The organism is Actinomadura vinacea, from assembly GCF_039532545.1.
In the GTDB taxonomy this organism is placed as follows: Bacteria; Actinomycetota; Actinomycetes; order Streptosporangiales; family Streptosporangiaceae; genus Spirillospora; species Spirillospora vinacea.
On sequence record NZ_BAAARW010000048.1, the window covers coordinates 169,716 to 192,428 of the forward strand.

Annotated in this window: 20 protein-coding genes; 9 read left to right on the forward strand and 11 right to left on the reverse strand. The window is 72.9% G+C overall.

Annotated features, from left to right (window positions below; all coding sequences use genetic code 11):
- Nucleotides 1–43: 43 nt before the first annotated feature.
- Complete coding sequence (locus ABD340_RS46485; RefSeq protein WP_425547555.1) at nucleotides 44–1,420, reverse strand: LVIVD repeat-containing protein; 1,377 nt, start codon at nucleotides 1,418–1,420, stop codon at nucleotides 44–46.
- A gap of 175 nt (nucleotides 1,421–1,595) precedes the next feature.
- Between ABD340_RS46485 and ABD340_RS46490 the strand changes: the two genes are divergently transcribed.
- Nucleotides 1,596–2,354, forward strand: a complete 759-nt coding sequence (locus ABD340_RS46490; protein ID WP_344598439.1) for a DUF305 domain-containing protein — start codon at nucleotides 1,596–1,598, stop codon at nucleotides 2,352–2,354.
- 48 nt (nucleotides 2,355–2,402) lie between these two features.
- On the opposite strand, the gene ABD340_RS46495 is transcribed toward ABD340_RS46490, so the two are convergent.
- Nucleotides 2,403–3,275 carry an LLM class F420-dependent oxidoreductase gene (locus ABD340_RS46495; protein ID WP_344598440.1) on the reverse strand — a complete coding sequence of 291 codons (873 nt, stop codon included), beginning with the start codon at nucleotides 3,273–3,275 and terminating at the stop codon, nucleotides 2,403–2,405.
- A 168-nt stretch (nucleotides 3,276–3,443) separates the two neighbouring features.
- Between ABD340_RS46495 and ABD340_RS46500 the strand changes: the two genes are divergently transcribed.
- A complete protein-coding gene (locus ABD340_RS46500) occupies nucleotides 3,444–3,848 on the forward strand; it encodes a MerR family transcriptional regulator (RefSeq protein ID WP_344598441.1) in 405 nt (134 codons plus the stop codon).
- Here ABD340_RS46500 and ABD340_RS46505 read toward each other — a convergent pair.
- The 8 genes from ABD340_RS46505 to ABD340_RS46540 form a co-directional block, all read right to left on the reverse strand.
- Nucleotides 3,829–5,121: an ABC transporter ATP-binding protein gene (locus ABD340_RS46505; RefSeq protein ID WP_344598443.1), complete on the reverse strand. Its 1,293-nt coding sequence runs from the start codon at nucleotides 5,119–5,121 to the stop codon at nucleotides 3,829–3,831. The two genes, ABD340_RS46500 and ABD340_RS46505, sit on opposite strands and share 20 nt — an antisense overlap.
- A 105-nt stretch (nucleotides 5,122–5,226) precedes the next feature.
- Nucleotides 5,227–8,073, reverse strand: a complete 2,847-nt coding sequence (locus ABD340_RS46510; protein WP_344598445.1) for a DEAD/DEAH box helicase family protein — start codon at nucleotides 8,071–8,073, stop codon at nucleotides 5,227–5,229.
- A 15-nt stretch (nucleotides 8,074–8,088) separates the two neighbouring features.
- The gene (locus tag ABD340_RS46515) at nucleotides 8,089–8,847 is read right to left on the reverse strand and encodes an urease accessory protein UreD (RefSeq protein ID WP_344598447.1); all 759 of its coding nucleotides are present in this window, start codon (nucleotides 8,845–8,847) and stop codon (nucleotides 8,089–8,091) included.
- Nucleotides 8,844–9,545, reverse strand: a complete 702-nt coding sequence (gene ureG, locus ABD340_RS46520) for an urease accessory protein UreG (RefSeq protein WP_344598448.1) — start codon at nucleotides 9,543–9,545, stop codon at nucleotides 8,844–8,846. Before ureG ends, ABD340_RS46515 begins: the two co-directional genes overlap by 4 nt.
- A gap of 16 nt (nucleotides 9,546–9,561) precedes the next feature.
- Complete coding sequence (locus ABD340_RS46525; RefSeq protein ID WP_344598450.1) at nucleotides 9,562–10,245, reverse strand: urease accessory protein UreF; 684 nt, start codon at nucleotides 10,243–10,245, stop codon at nucleotides 9,562–9,564.
- Between the two features lie 13 nt (nucleotides 10,246–10,258).
- Nucleotides 10,259–11,971 (reverse strand): urease subunit alpha, encoded by a 1,713-nt coding sequence (locus ABD340_RS46530; RefSeq protein WP_344598451.1) that lies wholly within the window; start codon nucleotides 11,969–11,971, stop codon nucleotides 10,259–10,261.
- Nucleotides 11,968–12,321 (reverse strand): urease subunit beta, encoded by a 354-nt coding sequence (locus ABD340_RS46535; RefSeq protein ID WP_425547553.1) that lies wholly within the window; start codon nucleotides 12,319–12,321, stop codon nucleotides 11,968–11,970. The genes ABD340_RS46530 and ABD340_RS46535 overlap by 4 nt, the downstream gene beginning before the upstream one ends.
- Nucleotides 12,318–12,620, reverse strand: coding sequence for an urease subunit gamma (locus ABD340_RS46540; RefSeq protein ID WP_344598453.1), 303 nt, complete (start codon nucleotides 12,618–12,620; stop codon nucleotides 12,318–12,320). The genes ABD340_RS46535 and ABD340_RS46540 overlap by 4 nt, the downstream gene beginning before the upstream one ends.
- A 285-nt stretch (nucleotides 12,621–12,905) precedes the next feature.
- Here ABD340_RS46540 and ABD340_RS46545 point away from each other — a divergent pair, with 285 nt between their 5' ends.
- The 3 genes from ABD340_RS46545 (at nucleotide 12,906) to ABD340_RS46555 (ending at nucleotide 16,828) form a co-directional block, all read left to right on the forward strand.
- Nucleotides 12,906–14,522, forward strand: coding sequence for an FAD-dependent oxidoreductase (locus ABD340_RS46545; RefSeq protein ID WP_344598454.1), 1,617 nt, complete (start codon nucleotides 12,906–12,908; stop codon nucleotides 14,520–14,522).
- A gap of 18 nt (nucleotides 14,523–14,540) precedes the next feature.
- Complete coding sequence (locus ABD340_RS46550; protein WP_344598456.1) at nucleotides 14,541–15,191, forward strand: Rid family hydrolase; 651 nt, start codon at nucleotides 14,541–14,543, stop codon at nucleotides 15,189–15,191.
- A gap of 98 nt (nucleotides 15,192–15,289) precedes the next feature.
- Entirely contained in the window at nucleotides 15,290–16,828 is a 1,539-nt protein-coding gene (locus tag ABD340_RS46555) for a M20/M25/M40 family metallo-hydrolase (RefSeq protein WP_344598458.1), read from the forward strand.
- Here the strand turns inward: ABD340_RS46555 and ABD340_RS46560 are convergent.
- On the reverse strand, nucleotides 16,815–17,435 hold the full coding sequence (locus tag ABD340_RS46560) for a putative glycolipid-binding domain-containing protein (protein WP_344598460.1): 621 nt from the start codon (nucleotides 17,433–17,435) through the stop codon (nucleotides 16,815–16,817). The genes ABD340_RS46555 and ABD340_RS46560 overlap by 14 nt on opposite strands.
- Before the next feature lie 135 nt (nucleotides 17,436–17,570).
- Between ABD340_RS46560 and dnaG the strand changes: the two genes are divergently transcribed.
- The 4 genes from dnaG to efeO all read left to right on the forward strand — a co-directional run bounded on the left by dnaG (nucleotide 17,571) and on the right by efeO (nucleotide 22,679).
- Nucleotides 17,571–19,496 (forward strand): DNA primase, encoded by a 1,926-nt coding sequence (gene dnaG, locus ABD340_RS46565; RefSeq protein ID WP_344598461.1) that lies wholly within the window; start codon nucleotides 17,571–17,573, stop codon nucleotides 19,494–19,496.
- Between the two features lie 71 nt (nucleotides 19,497–19,567).
- Nucleotides 19,568–20,713 carry an RNA polymerase sigma factor RpoD gene (gene rpoD, locus ABD340_RS46570; RefSeq protein WP_344598508.1) on the forward strand — a complete coding sequence of 382 codons (1,146 nt, stop codon included), beginning with the start codon at nucleotides 19,568–19,570 and terminating at the stop codon, nucleotides 20,711–20,713.
- A gap of 173 nt (nucleotides 20,714–20,886) precedes the next feature.
- A complete protein-coding gene (locus ABD340_RS46575) occupies nucleotides 20,887–21,363 on the forward strand; it encodes a YbjQ family protein (RefSeq protein WP_344598462.1) in 477 nt (158 codons plus the stop codon).
- A gap of 176 nt (nucleotides 21,364–21,539) precedes the next feature.
- Nucleotides 21,540–22,679, forward strand: a complete 1,140-nt coding sequence (gene efeO, locus ABD340_RS46580; protein ID WP_344598464.1) for an iron uptake system protein EfeO — start codon at nucleotides 21,540–21,542, stop codon at nucleotides 22,677–22,679.
- The last annotated feature ends 34 nt before the right edge of the window (nucleotides 22,680–22,713 follow it).

Consider the following 22,713-nt stretch of genomic DNA (forward strand, 5'->3'; position numbering starts at 1 on the left):
GGGCGCGTGACCGCCGGGGCCGCCGGTTCCTCGCGACGACCGGTCAGTCGAAGTAGTCCGGCTGGGACTGCGCGTTCAGCAGCGGAAGCCGCACGCGCTCGCCCTGGTCGGTGGCCCGGTCCTTGATCTTCAGGACGTCGAGGCCCTTCTGGATGTCGTTGGAGTAGATGTAGCCGTTGTAGTAGTACGCCGACCACGACCCGCCGATCTGCAGCGTGTCGGACCAGGGCCCGCGCTCGAACCAGCCGATCTCCTTCGGCTTGCGCGAGTCGGTGAAGTCCCAGACCGAGATGCCGCCCTGGTACCAGGCCTGGACCATGATGTCCCTGCCCTTCACCGGGATCAGCGAGCCGTTGTGGGCCACGCAGTTCTCGGTGTCGGCGTTGGGCCGCGGGATCTTGTAGTAGCTGCGGAAGCGGAGCTTGCGCTTGTCGCCGGAACCGACGATGTCGTAGATGGCGTTGGCGCCCTTCTGCTGCCCGACGGCGGTGTTGCAGGTGGCCGCGGAGCCGCCGCCCAGCTCGTCGGTGAAGACGATCTTGTTGGCCTTGTTGTTGAACGTGGCCGAGTGCCAGAACGCGAAGTTCTCGTCGTCCCGCACGCTGGTGATGGTGTACGGCTTCTCCGGGTCGGAGATGTCGAACAGCACGCCGTCGCCCATGCAGGCCCCGGCCATGATGTCCTTGTCCGGGTAGGCGGTGAGGTCGTGGCAGCCGGAGGTCGCCGAGGTGCCGTTCGGCCACGGCGTGCCGACCGGGTCACCCGGGTTGCCGCCGTCCGGGAACAGCACCGGCTCGGCGATGACCCCCGCGGAGGCCGGGTTCTTGTGCGGGACCTTGATGATGGAGATCAGGTCGTGCGGCGGCTGGCAGTCCGGGTAGGTCCCGTCGGGACGGTAGGACGACACGTAGATGTAGCTCGTGCCCTTCTTGCCCGGCACCAGCGTGTTGGTGTGCGAGCCGCACTTGGTCTCGACGGCCTTGACGTAGCGCGGGTTGCGCACGTCGCTGATGTCGAAGATCTTGATGCCCTCCCAGGCGGTCTTGTCCGTGGCCGGCTTCGGCACGGCCTGGCAGGAGTCATCGCTCATCGAGGCGTCCGTCGACAGGAACAGCAGGTTCCCGGCGAGCGAGACGTCGTTCTGCGACCCGGGGCAGCTCACGACCGTGACGACCTTGGGCTTGCTGGGCTTGCTGATGTCGTAGACCGTGAAGCCCGCGTAGTTGCCGCCGAAGGCGTAGTTCCCCTTGAACGCCCAGTCGGAGCCCAGGTTGGCGGCTCCGGCCATCGGTCCCTGCTTGGGGATGTTCGCAAGCAGGCTCATGTTGGGGGACTTGGCGATCTCGTCCTTGCCGGGCGGCTCGGCCGAGGCCGCGGGTGCGACCATGACCGCCGAGACCGCCAGCAGTATCCCCGTCAACGTGCCCAACAGTGTTCTTCGCGTTCTTCGTCCAGGCGCTGGCGCCACTGCGACTCCTTCGCTCACTGCCCCCATGGGCTGACATAGATCATCCGGAGTATGAACGGTTTCAATACCTCTGGATAGCCCTGAACACATCTGTGAGCTTCTTGAGATCTGTCCGGAGTTCACCCTGATGCGAAGAGCGGATACGGTCGCCGTGACCGAGGGGTGGAACGCCGGGAACGGCGGAAAGGCCGGAGTGGTGGAACATCGGATGCGGGGTCGGGTCGTGCCCGTGGGCATGGCGCTGGCGGCGGTGCTGGCCGCGGGTGCGCTGAGCGGGTGCAGCGGGGACGAGCCGGAGGCGGCGCCGAAGAGCGAGAGCACCGTGCTGGTGCCGGGGCGTCCGGGCGAGCCGAACAAGACCGCCGTGCGCGGGCCGGCGTCGGCCGCGCCGCCGACCGCCGCCGAGATCCGGTTCGTGGAGATGATGATCCCGCACCACCGGCAGGCGGTGGAGATGGCCGGGCTGGCGCCCGGCCAGGCGGCCGACGCCAAGGTGAAGTCGCTGGCGCACCGGATCGGGGCGGGCCAGCAGTCGGAGATGGCGGCGATGGAGTCGTGGCTGAAGAAGAACGGCCGCCCCGGGGCGAGCCCGGGCGGCGGGCACGGCGGCGGGCACGCGTCGCCCTCCGCCGCCGCGACCTCGCACGCGGGGATGCCGGGGATGGCGACCCCGGAGCAGATGGGGCGGCTGCGGGCGGCGCGCGGCGCCGACTTCGACCGGCTCTTCCTGACCCTGATGATCACCCATCACCAGGGCGCGCTCACCATGACCAAGGACGCGCTCGACAAGGGCACCAACGTGATCGTCCAGGAGCTGGCCCGGGACGTGCAGTCCAGCCAGCAGGCCGAGATCGACCGGTTGCGGACGCTGCTGCCCAAGGACTGACCCCGTTCCCGGACGGCCGCCGACCGTCCGGGAACGGGATCGTCCGGCTCAGCGGCCGGCCGGGACGGTCTTCTCGGTCTGCGCCAGCGCCTCGCCCAGCAGGCCGGCCAGGTCCTGCCCGGCGCCCTGCGAGAAGATCACGTGGTCGACGCCCGCCTCGGCGAGCCGGCCGACGGTGTCCACCGCCTGGTCCACCGAGGGGGTCGTGTCGCTGAAGAAGGTCAGCGAGGTCTTCTCGATCTCGGCGTAGTCGCGGCCCTCGCGCTCGCAGTGCCCGCGCAGCACCTCCAGCTTGTGCGGCAGCTCCTCGCCGTCGAAGATGTTGCAGGCGTCGGCGTACTTGGCCACGAACCGCAGCGTCTTCTTCTCCCCGGTGCCGCCGATGAGGATCGGCGGGTGCGGGCGGCGGACCGACTGCGGGGAGTTCAGCGGCCGTTCGAGCTGGAAGTGCGCGCCCTGGTACGGCTTCTCGTCGCCCTTCCACATCTGGTGGGCGATCTGCAGGGTCTCCTCCAGCTTCTCGAACCGCTCGGCGGTCGGCGGGAACGGGACGCCCAGCCCGCGCGACTCCTCGTCGTTCCACGCGGCCCCGATGCCCAGCCAGGCCCGTCCGCCCGACAGCACGTCCAGCGTGGTCGCCGTCTTCACCAGGATGCCCGGATGCCGGTAGGTGACGCCGGTGACCATGGTGCCGAGCGTGATCCGCTCGGTCAGCGCCGCCGCGTACGCCAGCGCCGTGTACCCCTCCAGCATCGGGTCCTCGGCCGGGCCGACCATGTTGATCTGGAAGAAGTGGTCCATCACCCAGAGCGAGTGCAGCCCGGCCTGGTCGGCGTCGCGGGCGATCCGTCCGAAAGCCGGGGCGATCTGCTCGGGCCCGCCCGGGAAGGTGAAGCTGGGAACCTGAAGTCCGATGCGCATGTGTGATCCTTCGTGATCCGGTTGCGTGTACCACTCTGCGACCTGGAGTGCGCTCCAGGTCAAGGACCATGCCCGGCGGCGGGCGCCCTCATCCGCGCCCGCCGCCGCCCTTCCGCCGTCCCGCCCGCGGTTGACCTGGAGTGCGCTCCAGGTGCGATCCTGAGCGTCGTGACCTCTTACTCGCCCGCGGAGACCGCCGAGATGAGCGGGTTCAGCATCGACACCCTCCGCTACTACGAGAAGATCGGGCTGCTGGCGGACATCGCGCGCAACACCTCCGGCCGCCGCGTCTTCAGCGACGACGACCTGGCCTGGCTCGGGATGCTGCGCTGCCTGCGCGAGACGGGCATGCCGATCGCGGAGATGCTGCGCTACTCCGAGCTGACCCGGGCCGGCGACGAGACCGTCCAGGAGCGGATCGAACTGCTGCACAGCCACGACCGCCGGGTCGAGGAGCAGATCGAGCGGCTGCGGTTCCAGCAGGGCCGGATCCAGCGCAAGCTCGGCTTCTACCGGGAGATCGCCGAGTACCGCCCCGAGATCGACTGCGGGGTCAGCGCCGCACGGCCGTGATGCGGCGGCCGTCCGGACCGAAGATCAGCATCCGGTCCAGGTCGACGTCCAGCCGGACCTCGCCGCCCCGCTCGGGGCGGTCCGTCCCGGCGCTGAACACCAGGTCCGACCGGCGGTGGTGCCCGGAGTGCTCCTCCTCGACGATCGGCTCCGGGACGGTGTCCCGCCTGAGCAGGGCGCGCACCCGAGCGCCGAGCCCGGCGGGCGGGGCCGCGCCGTTCGCGGTGCCGGGGCGGCCGGCGGTCGGCTGGGGAGCTCCCACGGCGGCGGCGTCGACGGTCGGGATGCCCGCCTCGGCGTAGGCGAGCCAGTCGTGCCCGTGGAACTCCAGCACCCGCACCCGCCCGGCGAGCGTGCGGCCCTCCGCGCCCGCCTCTCCGGCCGGGACGGGCGTGAGCGCCTCCGGGCGGATCCCCACGATCACCGGCCGGCCATGATGCCTGATCAGCGCGGGCGAGCGCGGATCCCGCCACGGCACGGCGACCCGCTGCGGGCCGAAGTCCAGCACCACGCCCTGGTCCTGGACGGCCCACGCGGTGGCCTGGAGCAGATTGATCGGCGGCGAGCTGAGGAACGCCGCCACGAACACCGTCGCCGGGTCCCGGTAGATCTCCTCGGGGGTGCCCGCGTCCTCCAGCAGCCCGTCCCGCAGCACCGCGATCCGGTCCGCCATCGTCATCGCCTCGACCTGGTCGTGGGTGACGTACACGGTGGTGGTGCCGGTGGAGCGGACCAGCCCGGCGATCTCCAGCCGCAGCTCGATGCGCAGCCCGGCGTCCAGGCTGGACAGCGGCTCGTCCATCAGGAACAGCGACGGCTCGCGGATCAGCGCCCGGCCGATCGCGGCGCGCTGCCGCTGCCCGCCCGACAGCGTGCCCGGCATCCGGTCGATCATGGTGTTGATGCCCAGCGCCCGGGTCAGCTCGGCCACCCGCTCCCGCGCCTCGGCCCGGTCGGTGCCCGCCACCTCCAGCGGGAACATCATGTTGCCCCCGACGGTGCGGTGCGGGTACAGCGCGCCCTCCTGGAAGACCATCGCCACGTTGCGCTCGCGCGGGGACAGGTCGTTGGCGACCACGCCGTTCAGCCGCAGCTCGCCCGAGGTCACCTCCTCCAGCCCGGCGATCATCCGCAGGATCGTGGACTTGCCGCAGCCGGACGGACCGAGCAGGACGAAGAGCTCCCCGTCGTTGATGCGCAGGTGCATGTCGCGGACGGCGTGCACATCGCCGGGATACACCTTGCCGACACCGTCGAGCACGACTTCCGTCATCGGGGGCCACCTTGGCAGCGGGCGGAACGTTGGCCAACGATCACACCGCGCGCACACCCCGTTTGTCCAGTGTGCGAGTGCCACCCGGTGAACACGTCCTGACGCTCAGTCCCAAGCGACGCGGAGCACGGTGGACGCCTGCAGCGGGTCCTCGCCGCGGTGCGTGGCCAGGATGCCCTCGCCCTCCGGGGTGGAGGTGAACACCGCCTCCCCGCCGGACACCCAGGTGTTCCAGGCGGCCACGAACGCCCCGGTGCGCTTGCGGTTCTGCCCGAACACCGACGGCACCGAGTGGTAGACGACCCCGTCCGCCCGGACCAGGTCCTCGAACCAGCGCAGCGCGCGCTCGCTCCGCTCGTGACCGGTGCGCGGGTAAACGACATAACGGGGCAGGACGTACCGGGGCGTCGCCATCGGGGCGAGCACCTCGTCCAGCGCCACCGCGAAACGCCGGGACGTGGCCGCGTCCACGTCGGCGAGGGAGAACCGGTAGGTGCCGTCCGGTTCCGGCCGCACCACGACACCCTCCGCGCCGCGCCGCGACAGCCCGGTGTCCTTGAGGGCGTCGGCGACGGCGTACGCGAAGCCGGTCACGGCCGGTTCGCCGGACAGCCCGTCCAGCAGCCGCGCGGCCTCCTCGAACACCCGCTCCCGCGCCCGCCTGGACGCCCCGAGCCGCCGCGCCTCGCGCACGTGGTGCACGGTCGCGCCGAGGGAGGTCAGCGTCAGGCAGGTGACCCAGGAGGCCGGCCAGGCCTCGAGCCCGAAACCGATGGTGAAGAGGGCGACCGCGAAGGTGAGGAGCAGCCCGATCACGACGCCGGCGCCGAGCTTCCTCCGTTCGTACAGCGGCGGCAGCCAGGGCCGGCCCGTGGCGAGGGCGGCGGCCGGCAGCGCGGCCGGCGCGCCGGGCGTGATCGTCGGGGCGTCCGCGGGGGCGGCAACGGTAGGGGAGCGGGCGGGACGGATCCGGAGCGTGTGCACCAGTTCGTCCCGGAACGGCGCGCCCAGGCGCCAGCCTTCGCGCGTGCCGGCCCGGTCCTGGGCGCGCGCCAGCATCTCCTGGTTGAGCCGGTCGAACGAGGCGGGATCGGGCGGCGCGTACGGGGAGAACGACGCGTCGACGTGCGCCACCCCGGACACGATCTCGCCGTTCGGGGCCGCGGCCAGGTAGCCGCCGTGCTTGCGGACGAACCGGTCCCAGTCCGCGGTGCCCTTGGGATGCCCGTCGGCCACGCACACCACCGTCCAGGTGTTGGCGGACTTGTCCGGCCACGCCGGGTCCAGGCGCAGCGCCCGGCCGCGGGTCTGCACGACGGCGGTGGGCGTGGTCGCGGTGGTGAGGTCGATGAGGGTGTTGATCCCGCGCGCGTCCCAGCCCTCCCCGAGCAGCCCCCGGGTGCCGACCAGGATCTGGCAGCCGCCCGCCTCGAAGAACGCGGTGATGAGCCGCACCCACACGCGCGAGGACCAGGGCCCGGTGATGAGCGCGACGCCGCCGCCGGCCGGCTCGACGGCCAGCCCGTGCCCGTGGTGCTCCAGGACGAACGCCCGCGCGGTCTCCTCGGCGGCGGCGACCGTGCGGCCGGTGACCAGCATCGGGGCCAGCCCCCGGGTGCGGGGGTCGGCGACCAGGCCGCGCAGCATCAGCCACGCCGACCCGGCCTCGGCGTCCAGGACCTCGCGCAGCCGCGCGGGCAGGGTCGCCCCGGCGCGCTCGTGGTCGCACAGCACCAGGCAGCGCAGCCGGGCGCCGAGCGCGGCCGCCTCGGCCGCGGCGATCTCCACGGCGCCGAGCGTCTTGGCGGCGCTGCGCGCCAGCACCCGGTCCACGGGCGAACGGGCCGCGCGGATCCCGCGCCTGGTCAGCTGGTATCCCACGGCGGGCAGCGCCCGCTTGACCGCCTCCAGCGCCGCCGCGTCCTGCTCCTCCTCGCTGGGCAGCAGGCAGTGCAGGACGTAGTCGTTGAGCAGCGCGACCCAGTCCTCCGCGGTCGGGGCGTGCCGGTGCTCCTCGCGCAGCCGGGCGCCGGGCGGGAGCGCCAGCAGGCCCGCGTGGTGGAAGCGCAGCGCGGCGGCGGCGATCCGCGGCTCGGCCGTCTCCACCCGCGCCCACGACACCGCCCCGCCCGCCGCGGACGTGCGGTCGACCATGCGGGCGTCCAGCCACTCCAGCAGGCCGGTGGAGGTGAACCCGGGCTCGAGCAGGCCGGCGGTCAACTCGGCGAAGCGCTCGGCCTCCCCTTCGACGTACTCCGCCTCCACCGTGGTGGGCGTGGTCAGCCAGACCAGCTCCGCGAACGGCGCGAGATAACCCTGCCGCACCATCGCCGGGATGGACGCGCCCAGGATCGGCGTCCCGAACAGCGCGTCCACCAGCGCCGACTCGTCGGGCGTGAGCGACTCGGGCGGGGTGGCGGTCAGCCCGATCACGCGGGCGTCGGGTAGCTCCTCCAGGATCTCGGCCAGCAGCCGTCCCCACACGTCGAGCAGGTGGTGGCACTCGTCCAGGACGAGCGTGAGCGGACCGGCGTTGTGCAGCGCGGCGACCAGCGCGCGCCCGTTGTCGTGCAGCAGCCGCACCAGGCCGCCGCGGCGGCTCTTCTGCCGGCCCTCCTCGTCGGTCTCGGCGTCGGGGTCGAAGACCGCCAGCGACTGGTAGGTCAGGACGGTGACGGGATGCCGCAGCTCACGGCCGGTGCCCGCCGCGCCGCCGCAGCGCCGCCAGTGCTCGGCCCACTGGTGCTGGATCGCGGTGTTGGGGACGAGCACGACCGTGCGCCGCCCCAGCCGCCGGGCCGCCTCCAGCCCGACCAGGGTCTTGCCGGTGCCGGGCGGCAGCACCACCCACGCCCGCGAGCGGCCCTCGTCCCAGGCCGCGTCCAGCCCGCCGAGGGCCTTCTCCTGGTACGGCCGCAGGTCGCCCGGCCACCGCGCCCCTTGGAAATCCATCGGCACATTGTCGCGTCATGCCGTCGAGGATCGCTGTGCATGAGCTGATATGTCCTGCCTTACCGCGGCGTGCTCGCCTTCGGTCAGGCGGCGGCGGAGCGCGGCCGAGTCCGGTGCGAGCGCGGTGACCAGGACGCCGGCCCCCGCCAGCGGCAGCACGGCCCAGCCCTCGCCGGTGCGCGGCGACCCGGTGAGCTCCGGTCCGGCCAGCAGGACGCTGCCGGCGGCGCCGGCCTCGCCCAGCACGGCGCGGCTCGCGCGGACGGCGGGATCGTCCAGGCGCAGCTCGTGGCGGAGCAGGGGCGCGCCGCCGACGGTCACGTCGAACCGGCTGGTGTGGCGGCCCGGACGCTCCCCATACCGGCCCAGGATCAGCTCCTCGCGCCAGCGCAGCGTCGCCCCCTCGGCCAGGGCGATGCGGGCGACGGCGCGATGGCGGCAGCCCGCCGCCGCCACGGCCGGCTCGGGCGCGAAGTCCAGATGCCCGCCCGCGCCGACCTCGGCCCGCACCGTCGTCCGCGACTCGCCCTTCCCGGGAAGCGCGAGCGAGGCGGCGGCCGAGCGCACCGCCAGCCGGGCCCCCGGCCCCACCGTCACCTCCAGCTCCAGGTCGTCGCCGCCGAGCGGTCCCGCCGCCGCACCGACCAGGTACAGCGCCCCGGCCGCCGCACGCAGCGCCAGCGGGCCGTCCGAGCGCAGCCGGGTCAGGCGGGTGCGGCCGGCCGGACCGAGTTCGGCGGTGACGGCGGCGCGCGCGGTGTAACCGCGGGTCACGACGCGGCGGCCGTCCGGTCGGCGGCGGCCGGCGCCCCCGGCGCGCGGCCGAGGACGCCGCGGACCCACCCGGCGACCTCGGGCGCGCCGGGACGCTCCCGCAGCGAGGTGAACGCGACCGGCCGCCCGTCGCGGACCCGCGCGGCGTCCCGGGCCATCGTCTCCAGGTCGCTGCCGACCAGCGGCGCCAGGTCGGTCTTGTTGACGACCAGCAGGTCGGCCGCCGCGACGCCGAGCCCGCCCTTGCGCGGGACGTCGTCGCCGCCCGCCACGTCCAGCACGAAGATCTGCCGGTCGGCCAGGCCGCGGCTGAACAGGGCGGTGAGGTTGTCGCCGCCGCTCTCCACGATGATGAGGTCGAGCGCACCGCCGTGCCGCTCCTCCAGCTCCTCCACCGCGTCCAGGTTGGCGGAGATGTCGTCGCGGATGGCGGTGTGCGGGCACGCCCCGGTCCGCACGGCGGTGATCCGGTCGTCGGCGAGCACGGCCTCGCGGCGCAGGAAGTCGGCGTCCTCGGTGGTGTAGATGTCGTTGGTCACCACCGCCAGCTCAAGCTCGTCGCGCAGCGCGCGGCACAGCGCGGCGGTCAGCGCGGTCTTGCCGCTGCCGACGGGCCCGCCGATGCCCAGGCGCAGCGCACGGCCGTGCACCGGCGCCGCCGCGTGCGGGTCGTGCGCGTGGTCGTGGTCGCCGCCCACAGGAACCTCCCAGGATCTATGACTCGAAAAGGCGCAGGTCGGCGCCCACGTGGAGTTCGGCGTACAGGTCGAGGAGCGGGGCCGAGAGGGCGGGCAGGCCGGCCGGATCGGCCGGCTCCCGGGCCGCCTCCCGGGTCGCCTCTATGGCGACCGCGTCGATGGCGGGCGCGAGCCCGGCCAGCACGCGGTGCACGGCCAGCGGGTCGAGGCCGAGCAGCCGCACGCCCGCCGAGGCCGGCCCGGTCACCGACCCGTACGCGCTGACCGCCGCGGCCTGGTGCGGCGTGCCGCCCGCCGCCGCGGTCGCCGCGCCCTGGACGAGCGGCTGGTGCGGCGCGCGCAGACCCGCGAGGTCGTCCAGCGCCGGATGCGGCCACGTCCCGCGCGCCGCCCGCAGCAGCGACCTGCCCTGCGCGCGGGACGCCTTGCGCTGCGCGGGGGACGGCGTCCGGGCGTCCGCCTCCGCGTCGAGCCGCGCCCACTCCCACGCGGGCCCGGCGGCGTGCGCGCACGCGGCGGCCGCGAGCGCGGCCGACACCAGCCCGGACGTGCCCAGCCGTCCGCGCAGGAAGTCCGCGAGCCCGGCGACGTCCCGCACCGCGCCCGCCGTGACCGCCGGTTCCACCCCGCCCGAGTGCGCGTGCCCGCCCGCCGGGAGCCGGGAGTCGGCCAGCAGCAGGAGGTGCGCGGGGAGCGTCATCGCGGCCGGCCGATCAGAAGAGGAAGTAGCGCTGCGCCATCGGCAGCTCGGCGAGCGGGGCGGGCTCGACCTCCTCGCCGTCGACGGAGACGGTGAAGGTGTCGGGGTCCACCTCGATCCTGGGCAGCGCGCCGTTCAGCGGAAGGTCCGACTTGGCCAGCCGCCGGGTGTCCCTCACCGGCACCAGCTCCCGCCGCACCGCCAGCCTGCCCGCCAGGCCGTCGTCGAGGGCCGCCTGCGACACGAAGTGCAGCGACGTCCCGGCCGCGACCGGCGGGGCGGCGCCGAACATCGGGCGCGGCAGGACCGGCTGCGGGGTCGGGATCGAGGCGTTGGCGTCGCCCATCGCCGCCCAGGCGATCACCCCGCCCTTCAGCACCGCCAGCGGCCGGACGCCGAAGAACGCCGGATCCCACAGCACCAGGTCGGCCAGCTTGCCCGGCTCCACCGACCCGATCTCGCCGTCCAGCCCGTGCGCGATCGCCGGATTGATCGTGTACTTGGCGACGTACCGCCGGGCCCGCAGGTTGTCGGCGGGGCCCTCCAGCGCGCCCCGGCGCCGCTTCATCGCGTGCGCGGTCTGCCACGTGCGGATCACCGTCTCGCCGATCCGGCCCATCGCCTGCGAGTCCGACCCGATCATCGCGATCGCGCCCAGGTCGTGCAGCACGTCCTCGGCCGCCATCGTCGTCGGCCGGATCCGCGACTCGGCGAACGCCAGGTCCTCGGGCACCGACGGGTTGAGGTGGTGGCACACCATCAGCATGTCGAGGTGCTCGTCGAGGGTGTTGACGGTGTGCGGCCGGGTCGGGTTCGTGGACGAGGGCAGCACGTTCGGGTGCGAGGCGACCGTGATGATGTCGGGCGCGTGCCCGCCCCCGGCGCCCTCGGTGTGGTACGCGTGGACCGACCGGCCGCCGATCGCCGCCAGCGTCGACTCCACGTACCCGGCCTCGTTCAGCGTGTCGGTGTGCAGCGCCACCTGCACGCCGGACGCGTCGGCCACGCGCAGGCACGCGTCGATCGCGGCGGGCGTCGACCCCCAGTCCTCGTGCAGCTTGAACCCGGAAGCGCCCCACCGCAGCTGCTCCCACAGCGCGTCCTCGGAGACGGTGTTGCCCTTGCCGAGCAGCGCCACGTTCACCGGATGGCCGTCGAGCGCCTCCAGCATCCGGTGCAGGTACCAGGCGCCGGTCACGGTGGTGGCCTTGGTGCCCTCGGCCGGGCCGGTGCCGCCGCCGATGAGCGTGGTCACCCCGGCGCCGAGCGCCTCGTCCAGGAGCTGCGGGCAGATGAGGTGGACGTGGGAGTCCACCGCCCCGGCCGTGAGGATCCTGCCGTTTCCGGCCAGCACCTCGGTGGACGGCCCGATCACCAGGCCGGGGTGCACGCCGTCCATGGTGTCGGGGTTGCCGGCCTTGCCGAGCGCGACGATACGGCCGTCCCGCACGCCGACGTCGGCCTTGACGACGCCCCAGTGGTCGAGCACCACCACCCCGGTGATCACCAGGTCGAGCGCGCCCTCGGCCCGGGTGGCGCGGGCCTGGCCCATCGACTCGCGGATCACCTTCCCGCCGCCGAACACCGCCTCGTCCCCGGCGCCGGCCGGCCCGCGGCTGCGGTCCTCGGTGACCTCGACGAACAGGTCGGTGTCGGCGAGCCGCACCCGGTCGCCCGCGGTCGGCCCGTACAGCAGGGCATAGCGCGCCCGCGACAGCTCACTCATGCCGTGTTCCCGTCCAGGTTCCCATCGAGGGGTCCGTTCCGCTCCAGGCGCAGGCCCGGGACGACGCGCGCCCCGGCCAGCGGCACCAGGTCCACCTCGCGGGTGATGCCGGGCTCGAACCGCACCGCCGTGCCCGCCGGGACGTCCAGCCGCCGCCCCCACGCGGCGTCGCGGTCGAAGTCGAGCGCGGGGTTGGCCACGGCGAAGTGGTAGTGCGAGCCGACCTGCACCGGCCGGTCACCGGTGTTGACCACGGTCACGGTGACGCGCGGGCGGCCCGGGTTCAGCTCCACCGGCGCCTCGCCCGGCACGACCTCTCCGGGGACCAGCGCCCGCTCCGGGGCGTTCATGGGACGGGCCGGTGGACGGTGACGAGCTTGGTGCCGTCGCGGAAGGTCGCCTCGATCTGGACGGAGTCCAGCATCTCCGGGACACCCTCCATGACGTCGTCACGGGTGAGGACGGTGCGGCCGGACTCCATCAGCTCGGCCACGGTGCGCCCGTCGCGGGCGCCCTCCAGGATGTGCACCGCGACGATCGCGGTCGCCTCGGGGTGGTTGAGCCGCAGCCCGCGCGCCCGGCGATCGCGGGCCACCTGGGCGGCCACGTGGATCAGCAGGCGCTCCTGCTCGTGTGGAGTGATCAGCACACCTCCGGACGCTAGCCGCCCGCTGACCTGCGCTGGAACGGCCGCGTTGCGCATTTAACGCCCTTTTCACAAATGCGGGGACCGGAAACGGATCCGTCACGCCGTGCTCATCCGTCCGCAACAGCGCTGTGCGGGGGCGGCCCAACGGCCGGGCGGGGGAGGTGAGGGAATGGAAACCCACCCCTTACGTCCGGGATATGGCCGAAACGCAGCCCTTACCCGGTATGTGCCCAGCCGAAATCGAGCGCTCCGAGACTCCCCCCGACGAGATCTTGGAGGTGCCCCTTGGCCATCACTGATGAAACGAGCGGGACGGGGGTCAGCCGGCGCGGCTTCCTCTCACGCGTCGGCGCCACCGGCGGGGCCGGCGCCATGTTCGCCACCATGGGCGCGCTGGGCCTGGCCCCGAGCGCCGAGGCGGCGACCCGCGCCCCGTTCCAGCCGCCGCGCGCCTCGGACTTCCGGCTGCGCGGCCGCGGGGCCGCGAAGGTGGCCGTGCTGGGCGCCGGGGTCGCCGGCCTGGCCACCGCCTACGAACTGGGCAAGGCCGGGTACGACGTCACGATCCTGGAGGCCCAGGACCGGGTGGGCGGGCGCAACCGCACGCTGCGCGGCGGCGACCGGCTGGCCGAGATGGACGGCGCCACCCAGCGCATCGGCTTCGGCAAGGGCACGTATATGAACGCGGGGCCCGCGCGCATCGCCCAGTGGATGACCACCATGGACTACTGCCGCGAACTCGGCGTGCCCTTGGAGGTCTTCACCAACTCCAACGCCGACGCCTACCTCTTCAACGAGTCCGCGGGCATGAAGGCCCCGGTGCGCTGGCGCACCGCCAAGGCCGACATGTACGGCTACATTTCCGAACTGCTCGCCAAGGCCACCGACCAGGGCGCCCTGGACCAGCGGCTCACGGCCGTCGACAAGGAGCGGCTGCTCTCGTTCCTCTCCGGCTTCGGAGCCATCGGCTCGAAAGCGGACGGCTTCGCCTACAAGGGAACCGACGGCAGGCGCGGCTACTCGGTGAACCCGGGCGCCGCCGACACCGAGGGCACCGTCCTGGGATCGGTGCCCTCGCTCGGTGACGTCTTCGCCAGCGGTGTCGGCCGCTACTTCTCCTTCGAGTTCGGCTACAGCCAGGCGATGCTGATGTTCCAGCCGGTCGGGGGCATGGACGCCATCCCGCGCGCGCTGGCCGAGGCCGTCGGGCAAAGGAAGATCCGCACCGGGTGCGCGGTCAGCAAGATCACCAACCTGGCGGGCGGGGTGCAGATCGAGTACGAGCAGGACGGCCGTACCCGCACGCTGGCGGCCGACTACTGCGTCGCCACCCTCCCGCCGCACGTCCTGGCCAAGATCCCGCACAACCTGGGCGCGAACGTGCAGGCGGCGCTGGGCACCCCCGTCCCCGTCTCCACCGGGAAGATCGGCCTGGAGTACCGGGGTCGCTGGTGGGAGGACGAGGAGCGCATCTACGGCGGCATCACCAACACCGACCTGGACCTGTCCACCATCTGGTACCCCTCGTCCGGCCACCACTCCGAACGGGGCCTGGTCGTCGGTTACTACAACTTCGGCGCCGCCGCCGACACCTACGCCCGGATGGCGCACGCCGACCGGCTCCGCCGCGCCCTCGACCAGGGCGCCAAGATCCACGGCGACCGCTACCGCAAAGGGCTGGCCGCCTCCGCCTCCATCGCCTGGATCAGGCAGCCGCACATCCAGGGCGGCTGGATCTCCTGGCCGTCCCGCGGCGCCGAGTACGCGCTGCTCAACCGGCCGCAGGGCAACGTCTACTTCTCCGGCGACTGGCTCAGCTACGAGATCGCCTGGCAGCACGGGTCGTTCGAGTCGGCCCGCAAGGTCGTGACCGAGCTCCACCAGCGGGTCCTGAAGAGCTGACCGAGAGGAAAGACGAACATGACCATGCGCAAGATCATTGTGGCCGGGGCCGCCGCCGCCGTGCTCGTCGGCGCGGGCGGCGCCGCCTCCGCCGCACAGGGCGGCAAGGGGCCGCGCCCGCCGCGTCCCACCGAGGTCCGCCCCGCGTTGCCGGCCGGGCAGAACAACCCGTCCATCGCCAACGGCGTCGCGGTCGGCTCGGCCGTGGCGGTCTACACCGGCAGCGGGCTCGGGCCGCGCGACGCCAACCCGGCCGCGCCCGCCGGCAGCCCCGAGCGCTACGTCGACTTCCCCGGCGGCACGCTGCCGCCCGGGGTAACGCTGACCGAGGCGCAGGCGATCAACGCGTTGAAGGCGATCAGCGAGAACCTCAAGGCACAGGGCCTCACGCCCAGGGACGTGATCTCCATGCGGGCCTACCTCAGCAACCCGCCGGGCGCGGACACCGCCGACTTCGCCGGCTGGAACCGCGCCTACCGCCAGTTCTACGCCAACACCGACCTGTCCACCGGAAAGCCCGTCGACGTCCCCCTGGGCACCGCCGCCCCCGCGCCGCCGATGCTGGTCAACCCGGCCCGGCCGGCCCGGGTCACCATCGAGATCGAGAACCTGCCGGTCACCGGCTGGCTGGTCGAGGTGGAGGTGGTGGCCGCCTTCCGGCAGCGCTGACCCCGTGCCCGCGAGCGCCCGGCGGTCTCCCCGTCCGCCGGGCGCTCGCGCCTGTCTCACCCGGCCCGCTCGCGGCCCTCTCAAGGAGGACGGCTCCCATGCACGACGACTCGACCCGCGCCCTCACCCGCCGCACGTTCCTGCACCGCACCGGCGCCGGGGCCGCCCTGCTGGCGGGCGGCGTCCTGGCCGGCGGGACGGCCACCGCCGCGCCGCCCGCCCGGCGGCTCGCGCCCGCCGGGATCGCCCCGGCCGACCTCGACCCGCTCGCCCTGCTGAAGAAGATGCTCTCCCACGACACCCAGAACCACGGCGAGGGCGGCGTCACCCGGGCGCACGCCGAGATGCTCAAGGCGGTCTGGGACTCGGCGAACGTCCCGGCGGAGATCACCCCGACCCCCAAGCAGGACAACGTCCACCTCATCGCCCGTGTCAAGGGCACCACCTCGGCCGCGCCGCTGCTGCTCCTCGGGCACTCGGACGTGGTGCCGGTGGAACGCGCGAAATGGTCCGTGGATCCGTTCGCCGGGGTCGTCAAGGACGGCGAGATCTACGGCCGCGGCGCCCTGGACATGAAGGGCGCCAACGCCGCGTTCATCGCCGGCCTGCTCCGCCACCTGAACGAGGGCGGCAGGTTCGACCGCGACATCATCGTCCTGACCGACTGCGACGAGGAGGCCGGCCCGCACGGCTCGCGCTGGCTGGCCGAGAACCACTGGGACAAGATCAACGCCGGCATGGTGCTCACCGAGGGCGGCTGGTTCCTGGCCCAGCGGGACCGCACGACCCCGATGCTCATCACGGTGACCCGCCAGGACAAGGTCTACTTCAACCTCGACCTGGTCGCCGACGGCACCGCCACGCACTCCTCCAAGCCCAACCCCGACTCCGCCATCGCCAAGCTGGCGCGGGCCGTCGCCGAGATCGACGGCTGGCTCGCGCCGGTCACCCTCACCCCCGTCACCCGCGAGTACTTCACCGCGCTGGCCAAGGCCACCGACGACGCCCCGTTCCGGCGCGCGATCGAGCTGATGCTCGCCGCCCGCTCGCAGCCCGCCCGCGAACGCGCCGCCGCCCTCGTCGTCAAGCGCAGCTCCTACCCGTGGCTGCACCGCGCCCTGCTCCGCACGACCCACGCCCTCGTCATCGAGGACGCGGGCTACAAGGAGAACGTCATCCCGTCCACGGCCACCCTCCGCGTCAACTGCCGCGGCGTGCCCGGCGGCGAGCGGCCCCGCGACTTCCTCGCCGGCATCCGCAAGCGCCTCGACGGCCGCGACGTCACCGTCAAGCTCGTCGGCAACCCCGGCGAGACGGAGGAGGCGGCCCTCAAGCGGCTCGACGAGACCTTCGCCAAGCCGCCGTCCAGCATCGACTCACCGCTCTACACCGCCATCGGCGACGCCGCCGCCAAGACCTACCCCGGCGCCGTCTTCGCGCCCGCCCTCTTCGAGGCCGGCACCAGTCTGACCCCGTGGACGTCCCGCGGCGTCCCCGGCTACGGCGTCTACCCCTACGTCCTCGACAACGACCAGCTCATCGGCATGCACGGCAACGACGAGCGCATCGCCGTGGAGGCCCTGAAGCAGGGCACCGAGTTCATGTACCGGCTCTTCGGCCGCTTCAGGACCCGCTGACCCCCGGGGAGACCAGCCGCCCGATGGACGGGTAGTCGAGCACCAGCCCGTCCCGGAACACGATCTCCTCGGTGAACCCCGGACTGGCGAACCGGAACACCGCCAGATCGCCGTCCCGGCGGACGACCTCGTACGTCTGCCGGGACGGCGATACCGCCAGATCCGGGACCGACACCCACGCCATCAGGTACTCGGCGGGCCCTGCGTCCGGCGTGGCGTCCGGTGTGCGCAGCGCGGGCATGGTGTTGGTCAGCGGCGACAGCCCCAGGTCGCAGTCCAGCGCGCCGCGCAGCTCCGCCGCGTCCCCGCCCGGCGGCGGCAGCGCCACCCGGCCCTCGGCGCGGGCGCTCACCGTCCACTCGCCCTCGGGCCGGTCGACCAGCTCCAGCCACCGCCGCCACGGCCCGGTCGCCGGGTCGGTCCCGTGCGCCTCGACCAGCAGCCGGGCGGTCACGTACCGGTCGCCCGTGGTCAGCTCGTACTCCAGCCGGTACGGCAGCGGGTCCCCGCCGATCGCCGTCCCCGTGGCCGCCAGCCGTCCCGCCGCCAGCTCCACCTCCGCGATCTCCGCACCCTCCGGTTTCACCCACACCACCGAACGTTTCATGCGTCCCGCATACCCGGCCGCCGCCCCTCGGACTCGCGGCCGGACCCGCGACGGGACCCGCGTAACGGGGAAATCGTCGGGCCGGGGATCGCGAGCGGGCCCGGGATGTCCGATGGCGGGATTAGACTCGCCGCCGTGGCAGGCCGGATACGTAACGAGGACATCGCGCTGGTGCGGGAGCGGTCATCCATCGACGAGGTGATCGGGGAGTACCTCCAGCTCCGCAACGCCGGTGGCGGTAACCTCAAGGGCCTGTGCCCCTTCCACGACGAGAAGTCCCCGTCGTTCAACGTCACGCCGTCCCGGGGCCTGTGGTACTGCTTCGGCTGCTCGGCCGGCGGCGATGTGATCAAGTTCGTCCAGGAGATCGACCATCTGTCGTTCGGGGAGGCGGTGGAGCGGCTGGCGGCCAAGGCCGGCGTCCAGCTCCGCTACGAGGACGGCGGCGGCTACACCCCCCGGCAGGACGGCGGCCAGCGGGCCCGGCTGCTGGAGGCGCACCGGGCGGCGGCGGAGTACTACGCCGAGATGCTCGCCTCGCCCGAGGGCGGCATCGGCCGCAAGTTCCTGTCCGAGCGCGGGTTCGAGGCGGCCGACGCGCAGCGCTACGGGGTCGGCTTCGCCCCGCGCGAATGGGAGGCGCTGGTCCGGCACCTGCGCGGGCGCGGCTTCGCCGACCGCGACCTGATCGCCGGCGGGCTGGCCAAGGAGGGCCGGCGCGGCCCGATGGACCGCTTCCGCGGCCGGCTGATCTGGCCGATCCGCGATCTCAGCGGTGATGTGATCGGGTTCGGCGCGCGGAAGCTCTACGACGATGACGACGGCCCCAAGTACCTCAACACCCCCGAGTCGCCGATCTTCCACAAGGGCTCGGTGCTGTACGGCGCCGACCTGGCCAAGAAGGAGATCGCGCGGCGCCGCCAGGCGGTCGTGGTCGAGGGCTACACCGACGTGATGGCCTGCCACCTGTCCGGGGTGCCGACCGCGATCGCGACCTGCGGCACCTCGTTCGGCGACGAGCACATCAAGATCCTGCGCCGGCTGCTGATGGACCAGGACGAGTTCCGCGGCGAGGTGATCTTCACCTTCGACGGCGACTCGGCCGGCCAGCGCGCCGCGCTGCGCGCCTTCGCCGACGAGCAGAAGTTCGTCACGCAGACCTTCGTGGCGGTGCAGCCCGACGGGCTCGACCCGTGCGACCTGCGGATCCGGCACGGCGAGGCGGCGGTGCGCGATCTGGTGGCCTCCCGGCTCCCGCTGTTCGAGTTCGCGATCCGCAGCGTGATCCAGGAACGCGACCTCGACACCGCCGAGGGGCGGCTGGCCGCGCTGGACGCGGCCGCGCCGGTGGTGGCGTCGATCAAGGACCGGGCGCTGCGGCAGATGTACGCGGTCAGCCTGGACCGCTGGCTGGGCATCATGGACGAGCAGTTCGTGCTGAGCCGGGTGCGCGAGCTGGCCGCGCGCCGGTCCCAGAACGGGCGTCCGGGGCGGCGGCCGGGCGGTCCCGGCGGTCCCGGGGGCCCGGGGCAGGGGACGGCCGGGCCGGGCCCGCGGACCGATGCGGGGCGTCCCGCGTTCGATCTGAACGATCCCGAGGTGCGGCGGGAGCGGGAGCTGCTGAAGGTGGCGGTGCAGCGGCCGGCGCTGCTCGGGCCGGAGTTCGACCAGGTCCCCGCGGCCGCGTTCATCGCGCCGCCGCACGCCGCGGTACGCGAGGTCATCGCGGGTGCGGGGGGCGTGGCGGTCGCGGCCGGCGCCGCGCAATGGGTGGCGCTGCTGCTGGAGCGGGCGCCGAACGACCAGGTCAAGGAGCTCATCACGCGGCTCGGAGTCGATCCGGTGCACTCCGCACATGAATCGGATGACCGATATGCCGGTGAATTGCTCGCCCGAATTCAGGAACGCCAGCTCACACGCTTGATCAACGACGTGAAATCTAAACTCGAGCGGCTGAATGCGGCCGAGGCCGCCGAGGAGTACAACCGGCTCTTCGGCGATCTTGTCGCGCTTGAGCAGCAGAGACGGGTGATGCGGGAGCGAGGGCTCGGGGCGCAGTAAGTCAAGAGACCGCAAAATGGGTCCTGTGATCTTGGGCCCGTTTGCCGCAGACTGTCTCCGTGGGCCCTTCGGTGCTGCCAAGCGAGGCGCCATCGGTTGACCAGGTGGCGGACCTCGTCGCGCGCGGCAGAGAGCGCGGCGGAGTGACGGTCGAAGACGTCGCCGCAGCGCTCGATCGCTCCGACTTGCCGGACGACTCCCTCGAACGGGTCGTCCGGATGCTCGCAGAGCAGGGGGTAGAGGTCCTCGAGTCCCAGCAGGAGACCGAGGACGTCACGCGAGTGGACGAGGGAGACCTCGGCAAGCGGGCGCCGACGAGCGATCTGGTCCGGATCTACCTGCGGGAGATCGGTCGCGTACCGCTGCTCACGGCAGAAGATGAAGTAGAACTAGCGAAATCGATCGAGGCGGGACTGTTCGCCGAGGAGAAGATGGCGCACACCGCCATCCTGTCCCGGATGCAGCGGCTCGACCTCGAACTGCTCGCCCGCGACGGAGTGCGGGCGAAGCAACGCCTGATCGAGGCCAATCTGCGCCTGGTGGTCTCGATCGCCAAACGCTACGTGGGCCGGGGAATGCTGTTCCTCGACCTCATTCAGGAGGGAAATCTCGGACTGATCCGCGCGGTCGAGAAATTCGACTACACCAAGGGGTTCAAGTTCTCGACCTATGCCACCTGGTGGATCCGCCAGGCGATCACGCGTGCGATCGCCGACCAGGCCCGGACCATCCGGATCCCGGTGCACATGGTGGAGACCATCAACAAGCTGGTCCGGGTGCAGCGGCAGATGCACCAGGACCTGGGCCGGGAACCGACCCCCGAGGAGATCGGCCTGGAGATGGGCCTGACGCCCGTCCGGGTCGTGGAGATCCAGCGGATCGCCCAGGAGCCGGTCTCGCTGCAGTCGCCGATCGGTGAGGAAGACTCCGATCTCGGCGACTTCATCGAGGACGCCGACGCGGTCGTGCCGATCGAGGCGGCGGCGTTCATCCTGCTGCAGGACCAGCTGGAGGACATCCTGGGCACGCTGTCGGACCGGGAGCAGCGCATCATCCAGCTGCGCTTCGGCCTGACCGACGGCCACCCGCGCACGCTGGAGGAGGTCGGCCGGGAGTTCGGGGTGACGCGGGAGCGGATCCGCCAGATCGAGTCCAAGACCCTGGCGAAGCTGCGCCATCCCTCACGCGCCCAGATGCTCCGGGAGTATCTCGACTAGTAGCCCGACCAGTACCCGACCTGTACCGGGACCGACCGTGCCGCCGGCCGTCCGCCGGGCCGCGCCAGGATTTCGCGGCCGCGGCGGCCGGCCGGCGGTCGGCCGTTCGTGACCTCGGGCGAGAATCGGGCGTTAAGCCGCAATTCCCGCCCTCGTGGATTACCGTGGTGGGCATGCTGATCGTGACGACTGATGGCCTGCCGGGGTACGAGATCCGCACCGTGCTCGGCGAGGCGCTGGGGGTGGCCGTCCAGACCGATCAGGCCCGATCCGGTCCCGGCGGGCAGCCGGGGAGCAGCGCGACGTTCCGGGTGACCGGCGAGCAGCCGGCGCCCGGGCTGGCGGGCGCGCGCAGGGAGGCCGTGGACCGGCTGGCCGAGGAGGCGCGCCGCAAGGGCGCCAACGCGGTGGTGGGCATGTGCTTCGACAACGCGGCGCTGGCCGGAGGCGGCCACGAGGTCTGCGCGTACGGCACCGCGGTGTGGGCCGAGGCCGTCCAGGGCGCCCAGCCGGGGCACTCGGCCTCGATCCCGCAGGCCCAGCCGCAGCAGGGTCCGGGCCAGCCGCCGCCCTACGCCGACCCGCAGCCCGGCGGCCCGCCGATGGCCGCGCGCAACCTCACGATCGGGCTGCACGACCGTCCCCGCTGAGCCGTTCCCGCCGGGCCGTTCCGCTGAGCGCGGCATGACGCCTTCACCGGGCGTCCGGCCGGCCGCGCCGGAAGGCCGGGAGCGGCCAGAAAAAGCGGGCGGAGCGCAGGGGAGGAACCGGGTCGGCCGAGGTTGACTGGACGGGTCCGCGGCCCGTCCACCCCTGGAGCGTCCCGATGCGTCTTGTCCCCGCGGCTGCCGCGGTCCTGTCGGTCTGCGTCCTGGCCGCGTGCGGCGACGGCGGCGGCGGCGGCGGCGCGGGCGCGGGCGGCGCGGGCGGCGCCGTGGCGATCAAGGCTTCGGACGACCGGTGCGAGGTCGGCAAACACGACTTCGCCGCCGGGACGCTGCGGTTCCGGGTCGCCAACGAGGGCCGCAAGGTCACCGAGGTCTACGTGTACGCCCCCGGCGACAAGATCATCACTGAGCGGGAGAACATCGGCCCTGGCCAGGCCGTGGAGCTGACCGTCCAGCTCGGCGCCGGCAACTACCAGATCGCCTGCAAGCCCGGCATGGTCGGGAACGGCATCCGGCAGGACATCACGGTCACCGGGCAGGCCGACCACGCCACCGACCCGCGGCTGAGCAGTGCGCTGGCCGCCTACAAGACCTACGTCGTCCAGCAGACGGACGCGACGATCGCCGCCACCAGGACCTTCGCCGACGCGTTCAAGAAGGGCGACGTCGAAGCGGCCAAGCGGCTCTACGCGCCGTCCCGGATCGGCTGGGAGCGGATCGAACCGGTCGCGGAGTCGTTCGGCGACCTGGACCCGCGCGTGGACGCCCGAGAGGCCGACCTGAAGCCGGGGGAGAAGTGGACGGGCTGGCACCGCCTGGAGAAGGCGCTGTGGAAGACCGGGTCGACCAAGGGCCAGGAGCCGTACGCCGACCAGTTGCTGAAGGACCTCAACGAGCTGCGCGCCCGCGTCACCGCCGCCCAGCTCGACCCGCCGATCACCCCCGCGTCCATGGCGAACGGCGCCAAGGAGCTGCTGGACGAGGTCGCCACCGGCAAGGTCACCGGCGAGGAGGAGGCGTTCAGCCACACCGACCTGGTCGACTTCAAGGCCAACGTGGACGGCGCGAAGAAGGTCTACGAGCTGGTGAAGGCGGTCGTCCAGGAGAAGGATCCGGCGCTGGTCGAGCAGCTCGACGCGGGGTTCGCGCGGGTCGAGGGCCTGCTGAGGAAGTACCAGAAGGGCGACGGCTACGTCCCGTACGACACGGTCGGCAAGGCCCAGCGCAAGGAGTTGGCCGACGGCGTGAACACGCTGGGCGAGCCGCTGTCGAAGCTCGCGGCCGCCGTCGTCAGGTGAACCGCCAGGTGGACCGCCAGGTGAGCGGGGTCTG